At 59.1% G+C, this 16,233-nt stretch carries 16 protein-coding genes; 8 read left to right on the top strand and 8 right to left on the bottom strand.

Features of this window, described 5'->3' with window-relative positions; genetic code table 11:
- Window positions 1-130: 130 nt before the first annotated feature.
- From dnaA to mutM, 4 genes are all read right to left on the bottom strand, one after another.
- Entirely contained in the window at window positions 131-1,498 is a 1,368-nt protein-coding gene (gene dnaA, locus ACTXGA_RS17370; protein ID WP_443395845.1) for a chromosomal replication initiator protein DnaA, read from the bottom strand.
- Between the two features lie 482 nt (window positions 1,499-1,980).
- A complete protein-coding gene (gene rpsT / locus ACTXGA_RS17365) occupies window positions 1,981-2,244 on the bottom strand; it encodes a 30S ribosomal protein S20 (protein WP_443395843.1) in 264 nt (87 codons plus the stop codon).
- Between the two features lie 248 nt (window positions 2,245-2,492).
- On the bottom strand, window positions 2,493-3,269 hold the full coding sequence (gene acuK, locus ACTXGA_RS17360; RefSeq protein ID WP_443395841.1) for an acryloyl-CoA hydratase: 777 nt from the start codon (window positions 3,267-3,269) through the stop codon (window positions 2,493-2,495).
- Between the two features lie 64 nt (window positions 3,270-3,333).
- A complete protein-coding gene (mutM, locus tag ACTXGA_RS17355; RefSeq protein ID WP_443395839.1) occupies window positions 3,334-4,185 on the bottom strand; it encodes a bifunctional DNA-formamidopyrimidine glycosylase/DNA-(apurinic or apyrimidinic site) lyase in 852 nt (283 codons plus the stop codon).
- Window positions 4,186-4,261: 76 nt separating this feature from the next.
- On the opposite strand from mutM, the gene ubiE reads away from it, so the two are divergent.
- Together ubiE and ubiB are read left to right on the top strand one after the other, a co-directional pair.
- Window positions 4,262-5,014, top strand: a complete 753-nt coding sequence (ubiE, locus tag ACTXGA_RS17350) for a bifunctional demethylmenaquinone methyltransferase/2-methoxy-6-polyprenyl-1,4-benzoquinol methylase UbiE (RefSeq protein WP_443395837.1) — start codon at window positions 4,262-4,264, stop codon at window positions 5,012-5,014.
- Window position 5,015: 1 nt separating this feature from the next.
- Entirely contained in the window at window positions 5,016-6,548 is a 1,533-nt protein-coding gene (gene ubiB, locus ACTXGA_RS17345) for a 2-polyprenylphenol 6-hydroxylase (protein WP_443395835.1), read from the top strand.
- A 134-nt stretch (window positions 6,549-6,682) separates the two neighbouring features.
- On the opposite strand, the gene ACTXGA_RS17340 is transcribed toward ubiB, so the two are convergent.
- The 3 genes from ACTXGA_RS17340 to ACTXGA_RS17330 form a co-directional block, all read right to left on the bottom strand.
- Window positions 6,683-6,868 carry a hypothetical protein gene (locus ACTXGA_RS17340; protein WP_443395833.1) on the bottom strand — a complete coding sequence of 62 codons (186 nt, stop codon included), beginning with the start codon at window positions 6,866-6,868 and terminating at the stop codon, window positions 6,683-6,685.
- Window positions 6,869-7,237: 369 nt separating this feature from the next.
- Window positions 7,238-7,933 (bottom strand): flagellar hook capping FlgD N-terminal domain-containing protein, encoded by a 696-nt coding sequence (locus tag ACTXGA_RS17335; RefSeq protein WP_443395832.1) that lies wholly within the window; start codon window positions 7,931-7,933, stop codon window positions 7,238-7,240.
- Window positions 7,934-7,948: 15 nt separating this feature from the next.
- Window positions 7,949-10,468 (bottom strand): flagellar hook-length control protein FliK, encoded by a 2,520-nt coding sequence (locus ACTXGA_RS17330; RefSeq protein ID WP_443395830.1) that lies wholly within the window; start codon window positions 10,466-10,468, stop codon window positions 7,949-7,951.
- 112 nt (window positions 10,469-10,580) lie between these two features.
- On the opposite strand from ACTXGA_RS17330, the gene ACTXGA_RS17325 reads away from it, so the two are divergent.
- The 6 genes from ACTXGA_RS17325 to ACTXGA_RS17300 all read left to right on the top strand — a co-directional run bounded on the left by ACTXGA_RS17325 (window position 10,581) and on the right by ACTXGA_RS17300 (window position 14,799).
- Entirely contained in the window at window positions 10,581-10,847 is a 267-nt protein-coding gene (locus ACTXGA_RS17325) for a rod-binding protein (RefSeq protein WP_443395828.1), read from the top strand.
- Window positions 10,840-11,187, top strand: coding sequence for a flagellar protein FlgN (locus ACTXGA_RS17320; protein ID WP_443395826.1), 348 nt, complete (start codon window positions 10,840-10,842; stop codon window positions 11,185-11,187). Before ACTXGA_RS17325 ends, ACTXGA_RS17320 begins: the two co-directional genes overlap by 8 nt.
- Before the next feature lie 200 nt (window positions 11,188-11,387).
- Window positions 11,388-12,716: a flagellin N-terminal helical domain-containing protein gene (locus tag ACTXGA_RS17315; RefSeq protein ID WP_443395824.1), complete on the top strand. Its 1,329-nt coding sequence runs from the start codon at window positions 11,388-11,390 to the stop codon at window positions 12,714-12,716.
- Window positions 12,717-12,790: 74 nt separating this feature from the next.
- Window positions 12,791-13,171, top strand: a complete 381-nt coding sequence (gene flaF / locus ACTXGA_RS17310; protein WP_443395822.1) for a flagellar biosynthesis regulator FlaF — start codon at window positions 12,791-12,793, stop codon at window positions 13,169-13,171.
- On the top strand, window positions 13,168-13,581 hold the full coding sequence (gene flbT, locus ACTXGA_RS17305; RefSeq protein ID WP_443395820.1) for a flagellar biosynthesis repressor FlbT: 414 nt from the start codon (window positions 13,168-13,170) through the stop codon (window positions 13,579-13,581). Before flaF ends, flbT begins: the two co-directional genes overlap by 4 nt.
- A gap of 9 nt (window positions 13,582-13,590) precedes the next feature.
- On the top strand, window positions 13,591-14,799 hold the full coding sequence (locus ACTXGA_RS17300; RefSeq protein ID WP_443395818.1) for a DUF1217 domain-containing protein: 1,209 nt from the start codon (window positions 13,591-13,593) through the stop codon (window positions 14,797-14,799).
- 19 nt (window positions 14,800-14,818) lie between these two features.
- Here the strand turns inward: ACTXGA_RS17300 and ACTXGA_RS17295 are convergent, their stop codons facing one another.
- Window positions 14,819-16,186 carry a FliI/YscN family ATPase gene (locus ACTXGA_RS17295; protein WP_443395816.1) on the bottom strand — a complete coding sequence of 456 codons (1,368 nt, stop codon included), beginning with the start codon at window positions 16,184-16,186 and terminating at the stop codon, window positions 14,819-14,821.
- Window positions 16,187-16,233: the final 47 nt, after the last annotated feature.

Here is a 16,233-nt window from a genome sequence, read left to right as displayed (position 1 = left end):
GGGAGACGCAGCCTAGCGCGCGTCGGTCCGCTCTCCAACCCGGTTTTCACGATTTGTCTTGCGCTTTTGCCAAGGCGTCAAGGCGTTGCGGCGCGCCAATGTCGGTGCGCCGCATTTTTTCAACAGCTGGTCAGGCTTCCAGTGCCCGGCGCAGCATTTCGACGTCCTCGTCGATCTGACCATCCTGCTGGCGCAGTTCTTCGATCCGCTTCACCCCGTGCATGACGGTGGTGTGGTCCCGACCGCCAAAGCGGCGGCCGATTTCCGGCAGCGACCGCGAGGTCAACTGCTTGCAGAGATACATCGCCACCTGACGCGGGCGGGCAAAGTTGCGCACGCGCTTTGGCCCAATCATGTCGCTGAGACGGATGTTGTAATGCTCGGCCACCTTGCGCTGAATCTCATCGATCGAGATCTTGCGTTCCGAGGCGCGCAGAACATCGGCAAGGCTGTCCTGCACCAGATCCATGTTGATCGGCTTGCCGACAAGAGAGGCAAAGGCGAACAAACGGGTCAGCGCCCCTTCGAGAACACGCACGTTGGTGCTGATCCGGTGGGCGAGGAATTCCAGAACCCCGGCTTCGATTTCCAGACCGGGATGCTGTGTGCGGTAGCCTTCGACCTTGGTCTGCAGAATGCCGAGACGCAATTCATAGTCCGTCGGGTGCAGATCGACGACCAGACCGGACTGCAGGCGCGAGCGGATGCGGTTTTCCAAATCCTTGATTTCATCAGGCGCGCGATCGGCCGAGATGATGATCTGCTTGTTCTGGTCCACGAGCGCATTGAAGGTGTGAAAGAATTCTTCCTGCGTCGAATCCTTGCCGGCGATGAACTGCACATCATCCACCATCAGAACATCGACAGACCGGAACATCTCCTTGAAGTCCATCATCTTGCGTTCGCGGAGCGCCTGAACAAAGCGGTACATGAATTGTTCGGCCGACAGGTAGAGCACGGTGATGTGGGGATTTCGCTGGGTCAGTTCCCAGGCGATCGCGTGCATAAGGTGTGTCTTACCTAGGCCGACGCCACCATACAGGAACAGCGGATTGAAGGTGACTGGGCCGCCCTCCGCCACGCGTTTCGCCGCGGCATGGGCCAATTCGTTCGGCTTGCCGACAACAAAGGTGTCAAAGGTAAAGCGTCCGTCCAGCGGTGCGCCGGGCAGATGGCCGCGAGTCGCCGCGGCAGGCTGCGGCGCCGGCGCAGTTGCGGCTTGTTTGGAGGGTTGCTCGGCACGCTCGCCGGGTGCGGCGGCGACCTGGATATCTAGACGGCGTACGTTGGCCGTGGTCGAATTCAGATGATCGAGAAGCACGTCTCCGTAGTTCTGCGACACATAGTTGCTGAAGAAATTGGTGGGAGCATGCAGTGTCACGATACCATCCGCGCTCAGCCCCATGAAGTGCAGCGGTTCAATCCACGTCTTATAGTTGTTTTGCCCGACAGCCTTGCAGATCTTGTCTTGCAAGGCCCCCCATTGCTCTTTGGTCATATGACAGTCTGTCCTCGTTCACGATCCCCATGCCGGAACACCCTCCGACAGCGCCCACACAGAACAGAGGGAACGACTTCATACTCCCCTGCGCGGCACGCAGAAGCCGGGGATTGCCCCCGTGTACGTCACCAGAGAATTGCACCACAGTCCCTTCGGCGCAGCCTCTCGGCGTCCAGCATAATATCTCTTTGGACAGGGCCGGGTTTCCCCGAATGCTTGATGGCGGCGCATCCACGCGAACCCATCAAGCGTGACCACTTGCGCTGACACCCAGCGCCCGTAACCGGCAGCCTTGTCCCCCCTGCGATGTGACTCGCCAGAGGAAACTACCAATCTTCGCGAAGAGCGGGCAACCGAAACTACCGCTTGACTCGGATTCTAATGCAAAAGAATCCCCAGTGTGATCAAACTGTTATACACGCAAAAAGGACGCCACATGATGTAGCGCCCTTCGCATTCGATACTAGATTTAGATAGGCTCAGCCGATGGCCTTGACCCGTGCGGCAAGGCGAGAAACCTTCCGAGACGCGGTATTTTTATGGAAGATTCCCTTGGTCACGCCGCGCATCAGCTCAGGCTGTGCAGCGCGCAGAGCAGCAGTTGCGGCGTCCTTGTCACCCGATGCAATCGCTTCTTCGACATTGCGCAGGTATGTGCGGATGCGCGAACGGCGCGCCTTGTTGACGGCTGCGCGCTTTTCGTTCTGACGTGCGCGTTTCTTCGCCTGAGGTGAGTTTGCCATGTGATCCGGTCCTTCGAATTCGTATCTGTGTGTCGTCGTCGTATTTCAAAGCTGCGCAACGCCAACACAGCCGGATCGCAGTCCGGACCGATTCTTGCCTAAGCGGGCATCACGCGCATGTATGACAGGCGCCTATACTAGAGCACCCGAGATCGGGCAAGGCTTTTCTCTGACAGGCCCGGCAGCGCGGGTTTCCCGCGCTGCGATTCGCTTGCACGGGCCGGAAACCGGCGCCGTGCCATTTGAATTCAGCGGTCGCGGAACTGCGCCGTGCGCTTTTCCGAGAAGGCGGCCATGCCTTCCTTCTGATCCTCGGTCGCAAAAAGCGCGTGGAACAGGCGACGTTCGAAAAGCAACCCTTCGGACAGGGTCGATTCGTAAGCGCGATTGACCGCTTCCTTGCAGGCGATGGTCGAGATCATCGATTTCTCGGCGATCTTCTCTGCCGCGCTGCGCGCTTCTTCCATCAGTTGCTTGGCGGGCACGACGCGGCTGACCAGCCCCGCGCGCTCTGCCTCTTCGGCGTCCATGAAGCGGCCGGTCAGGTTCATGTCCATCGATTTGGATTTGCCGATCAACCGGGTCAGGCGCTGCGTTCCGCCAAGACCGGGCATGACGCCAAGGTTGATTTCCGGCTGTCCGAACTTGGCGCTGTCGGCAGCGATGATGAAATCGCACATCATGGCCAGTTCACAACCGCCGCCCAGCGCATAGCCCGCCACGGCGGCGATGATCGGCTTGCGGGTCGAGGTGATGGCGTTGCCTTCGTTGCCGAAGAAGTCCGTCAGGAACATCTCGACATAGGTCTTTTCCGACATCTCCTTGATGTCGGCACCGGCGGCGAATGCCTTGGCCGAGCCGGTGATGATGATGCAGCGCACCTTGTCGTTCTTGTCCGCCTCCGCCAGCGCCTCGGAGAGCTCTCCGAGAAGATGCGAGTTCAACGCATTCATCGCGTCGGGGCGGTTCAGTTTGATAAGGGCGACGTGGTCTTCTACTTCGACGATGATCGTCTCATAGGCCATGGTCTGGGGCTCCGTCCGGTTCCGTCAGGGGCCAAGCCTTAGCATTTCATTCACATGGTTCAAGCTATCTTTGACAGCTTGCGCAATAGAAGGATGATCGCCCCGACTGTACGATCCGGCGGATCGTGTCCCTGCATCCGGGGCTGCGGCAGGGTTGCCCCTCTCGCCCGTAGACATCGAAACTGTGCTGAAAATATCCAAGTTCTCCATCGGCTTGGCGGAAATCGCGCAGCGATGACCCACCCGCCAAGATGGCTTCTTGCAGCACGTCCCGGATCACCGGCACCAATCCCGCAAGACGGTTTTCCGAGATCCGAGTGACCTTGCGTGCCGGATGTATTCCAGTGCGGAAAAGTGCCTCGCAAACGTATATATTTCCCAGTCCGGAGACGATCTTCTGATCCAGCAAGGCGGATTTAATCGGCGTCCTGCGTCCGCGCAACGTGGTGGTCAGATAGGATTCGCTAAAGGCGTTGCCCAAGGGTTCCGGCCCCAGCACGGCAAGCAGGGGGTGCGACTCCGCTGTTGCAGTCTGCATCAGGTCCATCGCGCCGAAACGGCGCGGGTCATTGAAGGTGATGCGCGCGCCGCCTTCCATGTCGAGAACCACATGATCATGTTTTTCAGGCGCGGGATGCTCTTGCACAAAGCGGCCGAGCTGATCACCGGAGACCAGCATGCGGCCCGACATGCCCAGATGAACCAACAAGGTTTCCCCGGTCGACAGGTCCGCAAGGATATATTTCGACCGCCGACGCAAGCGTTCGACCCGCGCCCCGGTCAGGCGCGCGCCCATGTTTTCCGGGAAAGGCCACCGCAGGTCGGGGCGGTTGATCTGCGCCTGCAGGATCGTCTTTCCCTCCATGACCGGGGCCAGCCCGCGACGGACTGTCTCGACTTCGGGCAATTCGGGCATGGTGGGCGGTCCTTCACATTGTATCGGCCCGGGGGCGCTCTATAAGAAAGCAGGACAGAGCAGGACGGCAAGACCTATGAGTGAAGACACCGGAAAAACCACGCATTTCGGCTTCTCCGAAGTGGCCGAAGACGCCAAGGCCGGAAAGGTTCAGGGAGTCTTCCGGTCTGTCGCGTCGAAATATGACATCATGAATGACGTCATGTCCTTCGGCATCCACCGTGTGTGGAAGGATGCCATGATGGACTGGCTGGCACCCCGGGCGGGCCAGCGTCTGCTGGACGTGGCCGGGGGCACCGGCGACATCTCCTTTCGCTTCCTGAAACGTGCCGGCCATGGCCATGCCACCGTGCTGGACCTGACCGAACCGATGCTGGTCGAAGGCCGCAAGCGGGCCGAGGCCGAGGCTATGGCTGACGAACTGGACTGGGTCGTTGGCGACGCGATGGCCCTGCCCTTTCCGGACAACACCTTTGACGTCTACACGATCTCGTTCGGCATCCGGAACGTGACCCGCCCCCAGGATGCCCTGAACGAGGCCTTCCGCGTTTTGCGCCCCGGCGGGCGTCTGATGGTGCTGGAGTTCAGCCAGATCCCGAACGACCTGATGCAGAGGGCCTATGACCTCTATTCCTTCAACATCATTCCGCGCATGGGTCAGGTGATCGCGCAGGACCGGGACAGCTATCAGTACTTGGTGGAATCGATCCGCAAATTTCCGGATCAGGAAACCTTTCTGAACATGGTGCGCACGGCGGGTTTCGAAAACGCAAAGTACCGCAACCTGTCGATGGGCGTCGCCTGCCTGCATTCCGGCTGGAAGATCTGAGGTGCGCGGCCCTCACAACATCTGGCGCCTGGTCCAAACCGGGGCGACCTTGGAGCGCACCGGCGCCATGCGCGCGGTTCTGGACGCACTGGAGGCGCCGGCCCCTCTGCGGGTGGCCGCGCGCGTGTTGGGCTGGCCATTCCGCTGGCTGGGGGATGAGGGCGACCCGACCATGCCGCCGGTGGTCCGCGCCCTGAACGCTCTGGGACCCGCCTACATCAAGTTCGGGCAGATCTTGTCGACCCGCCCCGACGTGGTGGGCGATGAAATGGCTACGGAATTGCGCGTCCTTCAGGACAAGCTGCCACCCTTCCCAGTCGAGGATGCCAAGCGGCAGGTTCTGGCGGAACTGGGCACGCCGGTCGAAGAGGTTTTCGACACATTCAGCGATCCGGTTGCCGCCGCCTCCATCGCCCAGGTTCACAAGGCAACCTTGCGCGACTCCGGTGAAACGGTCGCGGTAAAGATCCTGCGCCCGGGGATCGAACGCGCCTTTCGCAAGGACATCGACGCCTTCTACTTTGCCGCATGGATGATCGAACTGCTGTCGCCTGCGTCACGGCGGTTGCACCCCAAGGATGTCATCGCGCATTTCGAAGGCGTGGTCACAGGCGAACTGGACCTGCGTCTGGAGTCCGCCGCCGCCAGTGAATTTGCCGCCAACACCGCCAAGGATGAGGGCTTTGCCCTGCCCGGGGTGCGTTGGATGCATTCCGGTCGCCGTGTCATGACCATGGACTGGGTTGAGGGTGTTCCGCTGGGTGACAATGACGGTCTGGATGCCGCCGGGCACAATCGGGTGGCCCTGTCGGAACGTGTCCTGCAATTGTTCCTGAACCACGCCCTGCGCGACGGTTTCTTTCACGCCGACATGCATCAGGGGAACCTGAAGGTCGCCGCCAATGGCGACATCATCGCCTATGATTTTGGCATCATGGGGTATATCGACGAGTACACCCGCCGGGTCTATGCCGAGATCCTCTTTGGCTTTATCCAGCGCGACTACAAGCGCGTGGCAGAGGTGCATTTCGAAGCTGGCTATGTGCCGCCTGACCGTGATGTCGATGAATTCGCCCGCGCCCTGCGCGCCGTCGGAGAGCCGATCTTTGGCATGGATGCCACCCGGATTTCCATGGGCAAGCTGTTGGCCTACCTGTTCGAGGTGACCGAACGGTTCGGGATGGAAACCCGGACAGAGCTGATCCTTCTGCAACGCACAATGGTCGTCGTCGAAGGTGTTGCGCGGTCACTGGACCCGCGCATGAACATCTGGAAGGTCGCGGAGCCGGTGGTCGAAGCCTATATCAAGGAGTCGATAGGTCCCCGCGCGGCGGTGTCCGACATGTGGAAGACGGCGCAGGTCCTTGCGCGTTTCGGACCAAGACTGCCGAAGCTGGTCGAGGCGGCATTGGTCCGTCAAGCGCAGGCCGATGCGCCACCCGCAAGGCCATCTTGGAAGCATCGCTTGATTTGGGCATCCTTGGGGATGGCCCTTGGTGCCGCGCTAGCAGCTGCCTGGATCAATGTCAGTTGAGCGCGCCCAAAGGCTTGAAAACCGCAGATTGGGAAAAATGCCGGGGGCTGAAACTCAGATCGAAAAATCAGGTGTCCAAAAAAGAAGACGGCGACCACAGGGGTCGCCGTCCAGAAACCTAGTGGACCCAAGTATTACTTGGTGCCCGAAGCGGCTGCGATCGCGAAGACCGTTGCAAAACCGCCGATGATGACCAGCGGCAGCATAGCAGGGCCAGCCGTCGAAACGAACGGATCCTGAGTGTTTTCCTGAGCGGCCACCGGGGCGGCTGCTGCAGCTGCGATCGCTGCGGCCGCAGCAAAGATCGAAAGCTTTTTCATGGTGTTCTCCAAAACTGTACAGGCTTGGACGCATGGCGCCCGACATCTCGGACCCTACACACAAACTGTTTCCCGTTCAAATCCGAAATGGCGCAGTCAGGCCAATTCCGTGCTGCATCCGCAGAAATGCGCGTCAATTCGGCAACATACCTTTCTACTTATCAGAAAGTCAGTAGCGTGCTGCCAACGAAAAGGAAAATAAATCTTTAATAATCATCCCTCTAACGTGACAGTCGGACAAAATCCCAAATGAACTACTCGGTTTAGTTTATCGGCAATGATTCGCCAAAATGATGGGCAGCCGGGTCTTTCGAACGAATAATGCCGCGCTGCTGAGCGGCGCGGCATTCCTCGTAGAACGCTCTGAATTCACTGAAAACCGGGATGCCGCAGCCCCTCGATGTTTGCCGGATCGGTTTCCGTCCCTCCAGCGAGCCGCAAGACAACGCTGTCGCCATCCTTGCGGACCTCCTGGATACGGGTAAATGCCTGCGCCTGCCGCGTGTCGATGACCTCATCAACCGCAAAGCTCTGAACGTCGAACCGGTAGGTGTCGAAGGGAAGGGCCGCACCGGTATCGTCGGTTCCGCTCCAGAACACTTCTTCCTGGTCGAGATCCAGAGCGAACTTCTGGACCACGTCGCCGTTACTATTTCTGACGATCAACTGGGCGGCATCCGCCTCCTCGGCAAACCCGGGCCGGATTGCGATCGGATCACCGTAGAAACTGACCGGAGCCTGAACCAGGGCATCCATCCCGATCCAACCGCTCAGTTCCTGCATTGCGTTACCTCCAAGCGCGGCACTCATTGCGCTGAGCAGGTCATTTGTCAGAACCTGCTGTTCGACAGAAGAGAAGGTCGCCAGTTGTGTCGCGTAGTCGGTCGAATCCACGGGGTTGAGCGGATCCTGATTCTGGACCTGGACTGTCAACATCTTCAGAAAGGTATCGAAGTCCGAACTGAGCGCCGCCTTGGCTTCCGCGACCTCGGGGTTGCCGGTCACTGCTGAGGATTGGGCGCTCTGCCCGCCATACAGCGGCGGGGTCGTCGAAATGTCGGTCATATCGGGTTTTCCATTCTAGAATCTCAGGTCCAGCCCGTCCGAAACGGGCTGCTGGGATGGCGGCGGCGCCGTATGCATTTCCGCCTTGGAGGCGTCGTCGTCTGTATGTTGCCGGCGGGCGTCACCGCCGGAGTTACCGTCGCCAAAGGTGAATTCGGCCCCTTCATAGCCAGCCTCGGCTAGGTCTTTCGCCAGTTGGTCAATATGTCGCCGCATCAGATCCAGAGTTTCCGGCCGATCTGCCGTGATGTGCACGGTCATCGACGTGTCGCCTTGCGACATCTGCAGACGGACATTGCCAAGCTCTTCTGGAGAAAGACGGATTTCGACACTGCCGTCGCCCAGCCGGGCGATACCATCGGCGATCTGGCGCAAGACCGGATTTATCTCGGCGCGGGAAAGGGTGGTTGACTGCGGTGCCGCACCGGAGTGCGCGCGGCTTTCCAAGGCCGGGCCTGCGGGCTGCAACTCTTCAAGCGAGATTTCGTCCTCAAAATCAGCAAGGTACGGGGATGTCACACGACCAAAGCCTGCCTGCATGGCTGCTAATGGCAAGGACTGGACTTGTTTCGTCGCTTGATCGGCAGTAACCCCCGTCTTGCCAACGAACGCCTCTGCCCTAACGGACGGATCGCGATCAGCGTCTGCACCTTCCAGACGTGATCGAACCGATTTTGCCTCTGGCAAGTCCGCGGTCTCTCCATCCGGGATTGCCGCCGCCTTGACCGGCCCCTGTTCCGTTGCCGACTTCATTGCCGGAATCGGCCCCGCGGTCGGATCTGGGAGCTTGCCCCGATTAGCTACGTCGGCATCTGTCTGGATGGCATCGCTGCCCCGCGAGATGCCCGTCACTGAGGACTGAAGCGTGGCCTCCTGACCAGAAACCAAAGGTTTGATGATCGGTGTCGCCTGCGTTTGCCGCTCTGTTTTATCGACACCCAGCAAATCATTCGGCCCAGTCTGTGTCTTCGCCTGCGTCCCAATCTCTATCGCCTGACCGGCACCTACTGAAACCTGCGGACGTTTAGGGATGGTTTCAGTCTCAAGGTCGCGCATTAGGCCAAATCCATTGGCCACAGGGGTACGTTGTGACGATTGGGTCGGATGAGGAGCAACGTCGTTCTTGGTCTTCAGCCATTCAATCGACGGATCGACCTGCGGAGCGAGGTCAATCTGAGCGCTTTGATCGGTCTTGGCATGTGCCACAAGTGCGTTACCGTCGCCGAACCGCACGGATTGAACACCGTCCTGAACAGAAGCTTGCGGCTTTGCAGGGGTTTGCCTTGGTCCTGAATACGACTTGTGCAAATCCGTTCGGACCACTTGGTCAGGGGCAGGCGAACGCTCTGGCATCTTGATTCGCGTGTCAGATTCTCCTGCAAAGGCAGTGTCGGCAAGAATGACGTTCTGCGCCTTGGCCAGCCCAAGATCCGACATCCGGACGGCCACATCCATTTCAGGGCCTTGTACCGCCTCAAATTTCTCTTTAGCCGCGAAGTCCGGACGCACAGAATCGACTTCTCTTACCGTGCGGTCACTTGAGTTAGGCGTTGCTCCGATACGATCCTGGCCGAATTTGAATATCGGCAAATCGCGCTTCGCTTTTTGCAGATCCACCCCATTTTGATCGGTTTCCGACCGAAGTCTTTCAGACACTATTGTCGGCACCTCCACTTCTGCGGGCAGAACAGATTTTGAGACAAGTGGCGCCTCTTTCGAAGGAATCTGCGCACCATCAAGACCTGCAAGAGGTTTTTTCAGTTCATCGTTGGTTTTATCCACGCTTCCCAATTCGAACGTTTTATTTCGAGCGCTTTCGATAGGAGCTCCGCGCCTTTGCTCAAAATCATCCCCAATAATAATCGAGGTCGATTTACCATGCGCCTTTGCCGCTGAAAGTTGAGACTCTTCGACTCGAACGACGTTGGCGTGTCCAAGTGAAATACCGAACTGATTTCCGATCCTTCCGGGGGGTTGTCCAGCTAGCTTCCCGCCACCTTCGGCGAAGACGCGATCCAGAACCGGGTCGTCTGATTGAGCCGTCTTCATGGTATCGCCCGGTAAAACCCGCCGATCTTGAAGGAACTTCCCAATGGTTGACGGATCATCGCGGCCAGCGACAACCTCATTTTTCCTGCGGGGTTTTCCGCTTTCGAAATGCAAATCTGTATCAGGACCCATTGGATCCAAGTCATAATTCTTTTTGAGGGACGGAAATGAACGATCACTTTTTCGAATCACGTGTCTTTCGTCCACTGATTCGCCAAAAGAGTTTATGTCAGCTTTGTCAGGATCATCGGCAGAAACAACATCAGTGGTATCGCTATCCTTACCGTCGTCCGGCTCCACCTTTTCGGACTCAACAGGGTCTGCATGATCAATGACAGTATTCGCATCTCTTCCGTCGTAATCAGATTCAGAATCAACCTGAGCATAAATATCGGCAAAAAAGGATGCAGTCCTTTCGTCCTTCTGACTTTCCATCGTCGAGGACGCAGGGCCAAGACCCAGCAAGTTTGTCAATTGGCTCAGCATGTGCGCTCCGGGAACTCTTCCACTTGGGCATCGTAACGCCATGTTCCTTACCGGTTCTTTAACCGAGATGGAGTCAAAACAAACGGAGCGAATCGAATTGGAGACATTCTGAATGGAAATCCAACCAAGACTTCCGGTACCGCAAACACAGGACCAGGCCTTGCGCGAAGCAGCGCAGGAACTCGAAGCCAATTTTCTCGCGGAAATGCTCAAATCCGCGGGTGTTGGCGAAACGCCCGAAGGCTTTGGCGGCGGAGCCGGTGAGAACCAGTTCGCTTCCATGCTCCGTCTTGAACAGGCTCGCCAGATGGCCAAACGCGGCGGCATTGGACTGGCGGAATCCCTCTTTCACGCACTCAAGGAGAGAATGAATGACTGACACCGTACTTGCCGACAGGTTGCAGAACCTGCTCGAGAGAGAACGCAAAGCCCTTCTGAATGGAGATTTCGACGTTCTCTCGGATCTTCTGGAGGAGAAACAGCAACTGGCCCAGGAGTTGACCACCGAACCCCTGGCGGAAACAGTGGTTGCGCCGTTGCGGGACGGATTGCGCAGGAATCAGGAATTGTTTGACCGGGCGATGGCCGGGATACGCAATGTCGCCGCGCGTCTGGGAGACCTCAATCGGGCTCGGCGGGCCACTGACACATACGACGCAAATGGCCAGCGTCAGACCATAGATGCGCCAGCAGTCAAACGGCTGGAACGACGCGCCTGAGCATTTGGTTTAAATGCCGTGGAACGGCTGAGGAGGGATTAGGGCTCCGTTAGGATTCAAAGGCCAAGTTGGCCGCGCACCACATCGGTGGCGCAGGCCGACAAAGGGTTCGGGCTGCATACGTCAGAAAGGCGTCAGAGATGCCGCACGCGGCAAATGCAACCGGCGCAAAAGCGCCTTTTGAATAGCAAGGACACCTTATGTCTAGCATCCTGACGAACAACGGCGCCATGGTGGCGCTGCAAACCCTCAAGTCGATCAATTCTGGCTTGGCAGACACCCAAAAGGAGATCTCGACAGGCAAGCGCGTTGCCAATGCCATGGACAACTCGGCCGTCTGGGCCATCTCCAAGGTTATGGAAGCTGACGTGAAGGGCTTCAAAGGCATTTCCGACAGCCTCAACCTTGGCCAGTCGACCGTTGCCGTCGCACGCCAGGCAGCAGAGACCACCACGGAACTGCTGACCGACATCAAAGGCAAGATCGTCGCGGCTCAGGAAGAGAACGTCGACCGGGCCAAGATCCAGACGGACATCGACGCCCTGCGCGATCAGATTTCCGCTGTTGTCGGAGCCGCCCAGTTCAACGGTCTCAACCTGTTGTCGAACTCTGACACAGCCGCAGGGTCGGGCAGCATCAACGTTCTGGCGTCGCTTGACCGCTCGGGCAGCGGTGTGACCGCTTCCGACATCACCGTCGCCAAGCAAGACCTCGGCACGGCTGCCGGATCGATCAACGTGGCCACCACCGGGGCAACTGCCGTCGGTACGGACGAAGCGTCCGGCGCCGCAAACACCGCAGCCGTCGCCCTGACCGGTGCCGCAACCCAGCCGACCACGCTGGCCGTTATCGGCCAGACCGCGGGAGCAGGCACCGCGACCGTGGCAGCGGGCACCGGCTTCTCGATCGAGATCACCGCAGGTGCGGGTGGCCTTGCCACCTTCAACACCACCGCAACCGCAGGCGCACAGGAAATCACATACATCGCTCGCGATGGTGATACTGAGGCGGATGTTGCGGCCGGTCTGGCCGACGCCTTCAACTCCTATGTTTCGGCGAATTCCGACATCACGGACGGGTTGGGCATCGCGGCAGCGGTAAACGGCACCAGCGCGAACCAGCTGGATTTCACCGGAGCCAACAACACCGGTGACAACTTCTCGGTTCAGGTGCGCAGCTACGCGGCGACCGACACCACCATCGGTGGCCGTCTGGCGGCTCTGTCGGACGTTGATGTGACCACTCAAGCCGGGGCCGATGCGGCGCTGGCGGAGATCGAAGGTCTGATCCAGACCGCCATCGACTCGGCGGCATCCTTCGGTTCGGCCCAGGGCCGGATCGAAACCCAGGCTGATTTCGTGTCCAGCCTGACCGACGCGCTGAAGTCCGGCATCGGCACACTTGTCGATGCCGACATGGAAGAGGCCTCGGCCCGTCTGCAGGCCCTGCAAGTCCAACAGCAGCTGGGTGTCCAGGCACTGTCGATCGCCAACCAGGCGCCGCAGTCGCTGCTGTCGCTCTTCCGCTAAAGCAAACTCTCTGGGGGCCGGCATCCGGCCCCCAGATCACCAATCCTTAATCCTCAAAACCAGAAGGTTCTGAAGTGAACGCCCAAACTCTCGCGCAACGGGCCTATGCCCAAAATGCCCGCTCGACCCAGACGCCTCGTGGCACGGAATACGAACTGATCGCCAAGGTCACGCATCGTATCAAGGCCGCGGCCGAAGGTGGCCCTCGAGCATATCCCAGGCTTGTAGAAGCCCTTTATGACAATCAACGCCTTTGGACCGTGTTGGCCGTCGACGTCGCGGACGGTGAAAACGCGCTACCAAAGGAATTGCGCGCGCAGATTTTCTATCTTGCGGAGTTTGTGCAGCACCACACTTCGAAGGTCTTGACCAAGAAAGCCCGCAGCATCCGACCGCTTCTGGAAATCAATGCCGCTATCCTGCGGGGGCTCAGCGGCCGGAGCACACAAAGATGAGTGGACTAGTTCTGAAACTGGGGCCGCGTGAGCGCGTCTTGATCAACGGCGCGGTCATTGAAAACGGGGATCGTCGCAGTCGGCTATCCATCGTAACCCCCAATGCCAATGTATTGAGGTTGCGCGACGCCATCCACCCGGAAGAGGCCAGCACACCGGTTCGGCGTCTGTGCTACCACGCCCAACTTGTTCTGACCGGGGATGCCGGCATCGAAGACGCTCGCACGCAACTTTTGCCCCGGATCGAGGAGTTGAGCCAGATCCTCGTCGATCCAGACAGCCGCAGGCTACTAACACAGGCCACAGAAGCGTTGCTGTCTGAGCAGTTTTATCAATGCCTGAAGGCTCTGCGCGCGTTGATTCCGCGCGAAGACAGACTGCTGGCCAGCGGAACCGTTCCGCATCAATAGGAGAACGTTATGGCCATTACTCCCATGATCCCCGGGACCGGGCTGGTTGGCTGGCAGGTACTGCAATCCACTATGGAATCCCAGCGGGCGGCGTTCAACGCCAGCGCGGAAATTTCCAGGGACACGGCGTATTTCGCCGAGAAAATCGGCACTATCACGTCGGGCGAGGAATTGGTCGAGGATCGTCGCCTGCTTAGCGTGGCCTTGTCCGCCTTCGGTCTTTCTGACCAGGTAGACAGCAAATACCTTCTCAAGCGGGTTCTGGAGGAAGGTGCCGATGATGATACGGATCTGGCCAATAAGCTGAATGACGGCCGCTACGTTGCTCTGGCCAATGCTTTCGACTTCTCAGAAACGGTTGACTACCCGTTTCAGCAAGACGGCTTTGCTGAAGATATCGTCGCAGCATATGACGCCAAGGTGCGGTCTGACCTCGCCTCCCTGCTCGCCCAGCCGGAGTATATTGACGATCCAGAAGCTGCTGCGCTGTTGGAAGAACAGTCCTTGGCGGTCTTGGAGACAACCAAGGCCTATTTTGAGGAAAACATCGCGTCGGTCGACTCTCTTGATGCGTTTCTTGCCGATGGGGACCTTGTGAAAGTCGCGCTTGGGGCCTTTGGTGCGGAGGACCGGATCAGGACTCCCGCGCTGTTGAGGCAGGCCTTGCAGGATGGTGGCACCGGCCCTGGTGCTCTTGCCAATGTCCTGGGCGACTCTGGGCTGGCAGAGATGTCCCGCGCCTTTGGCTTTGACACCGAGCCGAGGACCGCCCTACAGGGAGAGAAATTCGCCGACAACATCATCGACAATCACCAGTGGCAACTGTTCGAAGAGGCCGTCAGCAATGTCGATCCCGCCATTGGAACTGCGCTGAGCTTTCAGCGTGCGGCCCCGTCTTTGGCTGCCTTGTCATCATCCAACACCACGAAATGGTACAGCGTCCTCGGTGATAGGATGATGCGTGAGGTCTTTGAGACAGCCTTGAATCTTCCGGCCGGATTCAGCCAGATCGATCTGGACAAGCAACTGGAAATGCTGACCGAAAAGGCGGAAAGCCGTTTCGGGATCACGGCGTTTTCGGACCTCGAAGACACCGAAACCCTCAACAAGGTGATCCACAGCTATCTTCTGCAATCACAGATTTCACAGACCTCAGGAACCGGCTCAAACCAGATCGCACTGACCTTGTTGTCCTCAATCAACACCTCATATTCCTGACACCCGGGACTTGACCGGTTCACCGCCCCTGCGCAATCGGTCGGCCCGGCTGTGGCCGCCGAGAGGGAGCGGCATTGCTCCTGCGCAGGAGAAGCTCAAGTTTCTGGAATGCCCATTCCGGCCCGTCCAGGGACTTCTCCGCCAGGAACCCGTCAAGTTCCGGCCAGACCCGCATCGCCTGATCCAAGAGGGGATCCTCCCCTTCTCGGTACAGACCGGCGCGAATCATCGTTTCCGAGCGGGCATAGGACCCTAACAGGCCGCGCACCCTCTGGATAATTTCGTTTTCCGCGTCACTGGCTGCTTCGGGAAGGCTGCGAGAGACCGAACGTAGCAGATCGATCGCCGGGAACCGGCCGCGTTCCGCGATCTGACGATCCAGAACGACATGGCCATCCAGAACACCGCGCAGAATATCCGCAACCGGCTCATCCATGTCCGACCCAGCGACAAGCACGCTGAACACGGCAGTGATATCGCCCTCACCTTCCCGGCCCGGACCAGCTCGTTCCGCAAGCCGCATGATCTGATGGGCGACAGAGGGCGGATGGCCACGCAAAGCTGGCAATTCACCGGAAGCAATCGCCACCTCGCGGTGCGCCTCCGCAAAACGGGTGATCGAATCCGCTAGGTAAAGGACATGTTTGCCCTGATCGCGGAAATGCTCGGCAATTGTCATGGCCGCAAGGGGGCAGCGCCGCCGTTCCAAAGGAGACCGGTCAGAGGTCGCCGCAACGACAACACTGCGCGCCATACCCTCTGGCCCAAGCACCGATGTGACGAACTCCAGCACTTCGCGACCCCGTTCCCCGACCAGTGCCAAGACCACAACATCCGCCTGCATGCCCTGCGCAAGCTGGGCCAGAAGCCGCGATTTGCCAACGCCCGAACCGGCGAATAGGCCGACCCTCTGTCCCTGGACAATCGGCAACAGCGTGTCGAAGATCGCAAGCCCGGTGGACAGGCGCGTTCCCAGACGGCGACGCGCGGCGGCGGGTGGCGGGCTGGCGCGAAAAGGTCTGCGTTTTTCACCGGGGCCTAGAGGTTCACCGTCCAGAGGACGGCCGTAGGCATCAATCACCCGACCGATCCAGCTGTCGCAGGGTGCCAGGGTTGGCGCCCCCAGAACGGCAACCCGGTCACCGCGTGAAACCCCCTCGACCGCCTCATCCGGCAGCATGGCAACCAGATCCTCACGTATGCGCAGCACCTCGCCGCCCAGAACATTTTCTCCATGAACAAGCCGCAGCCGGTCCCCGATACACGCGGTTTCTGTCAGGCCACGCACCCAGACAATCGTTCCATCAACGGAGTGGACCCGCCCGACGGCGCGCACCGGTTGCATCTGGGCAATCCGCGACCTGAGGCCGGCAATCTCTTCGTCCATCGTACGCTCCGTTCATTTTACACAAACCATATCTAAAGGAATCAGCG

The organism is Antarctobacter jejuensis (assembly GCF_052266595.1).
Classification (GTDB): domain Bacteria; phylum Pseudomonadota; class Alphaproteobacteria; order Rhodobacterales; family Rhodobacteraceae; genus Antarctobacter; species Antarctobacter jejuensis.
This window is presented reverse-complemented; position numbering and strand designations above follow the sequence as displayed.

Excerpts from the sequence above, each read along its gene's own strand:
- dnaA (WP_443395845.1), bottom strand. The coding sequence starts at position 1,498 with ATGACCAAAGAGCAATGGGGGGCCTTGCAAGACAAGATCTGCAAGGCT.
- rpsT (WP_443395843.1), bottom strand. The coding sequence starts at position 2,244 with ATGGCAAACTCACCTCAGGCGAAGAAACGCGCACGTCAGAACGAAAAG.
- acuK (WP_443395841.1), bottom strand. The coding sequence starts at position 3,269 with ATGGCCTATGAGACGATCATCGTCGAAGTAGAAGACCACGTCGCCCTT.
- mutM (WP_443395839.1), bottom strand. The coding sequence starts at position 4,185 with ATGCCCGAATTGCCCGAAGTCGAGACAGTCCGTCGCGGGCTGGCCCCG.
- ubiE (WP_443395837.1), top strand. The coding sequence starts at position 4,262 with ATGAGTGAAGACACCGGAAAAACCACGCATTTCGGCTTCTCCGAAGTG.
- ACTXGA_RS17340 (WP_443395833.1), bottom strand. The coding sequence starts at position 6,868 with ATGAAAAAGCTTTCGATCTTTGCTGCGGCCGCAGCGATCGCAGCTGCA.
- ACTXGA_RS17335 (WP_443395832.1), bottom strand. The coding sequence starts at position 7,933 with ATGACCGACATTTCGACGACCCCGCCGCTGTATGGCGGGCAGAGCGCC.
- ACTXGA_RS17330 (WP_443395830.1), bottom strand. The coding sequence starts at position 10,468 with ATGCTGAGCCAATTGACAAACTTGCTGGGTCTTGGCCCTGCGTCCTCG.
- ACTXGA_RS17325 (WP_443395828.1), top strand. The coding sequence starts at position 10,581 with ATGGAAATCCAACCAAGACTTCCGGTACCGCAAACACAGGACCAGGCC.
- ACTXGA_RS17320 (WP_443395826.1), top strand. The coding sequence starts at position 10,840 with ATGACTGACACCGTACTTGCCGACAGGTTGCAGAACCTGCTCGAGAGA.
- ACTXGA_RS17315 (WP_443395824.1), top strand. The coding sequence starts at position 11,388 with ATGTCTAGCATCCTGACGAACAACGGCGCCATGGTGGCGCTGCAAACC.
- flbT (WP_443395820.1), top strand. The coding sequence starts at position 13,168 with ATGAGTGGACTAGTTCTGAAACTGGGGCCGCGTGAGCGCGTCTTGATC.
- ACTXGA_RS17300 (WP_443395818.1), top strand. The coding sequence starts at position 13,591 with ATGGCCATTACTCCCATGATCCCCGGGACCGGGCTGGTTGGCTGGCAG.
- ACTXGA_RS17295 (WP_443395816.1), bottom strand. The coding sequence starts at position 16,186 with ATGGACGAAGAGATTGCCGGCCTCAGGTCGCGGATTGCCCAGATGCAA.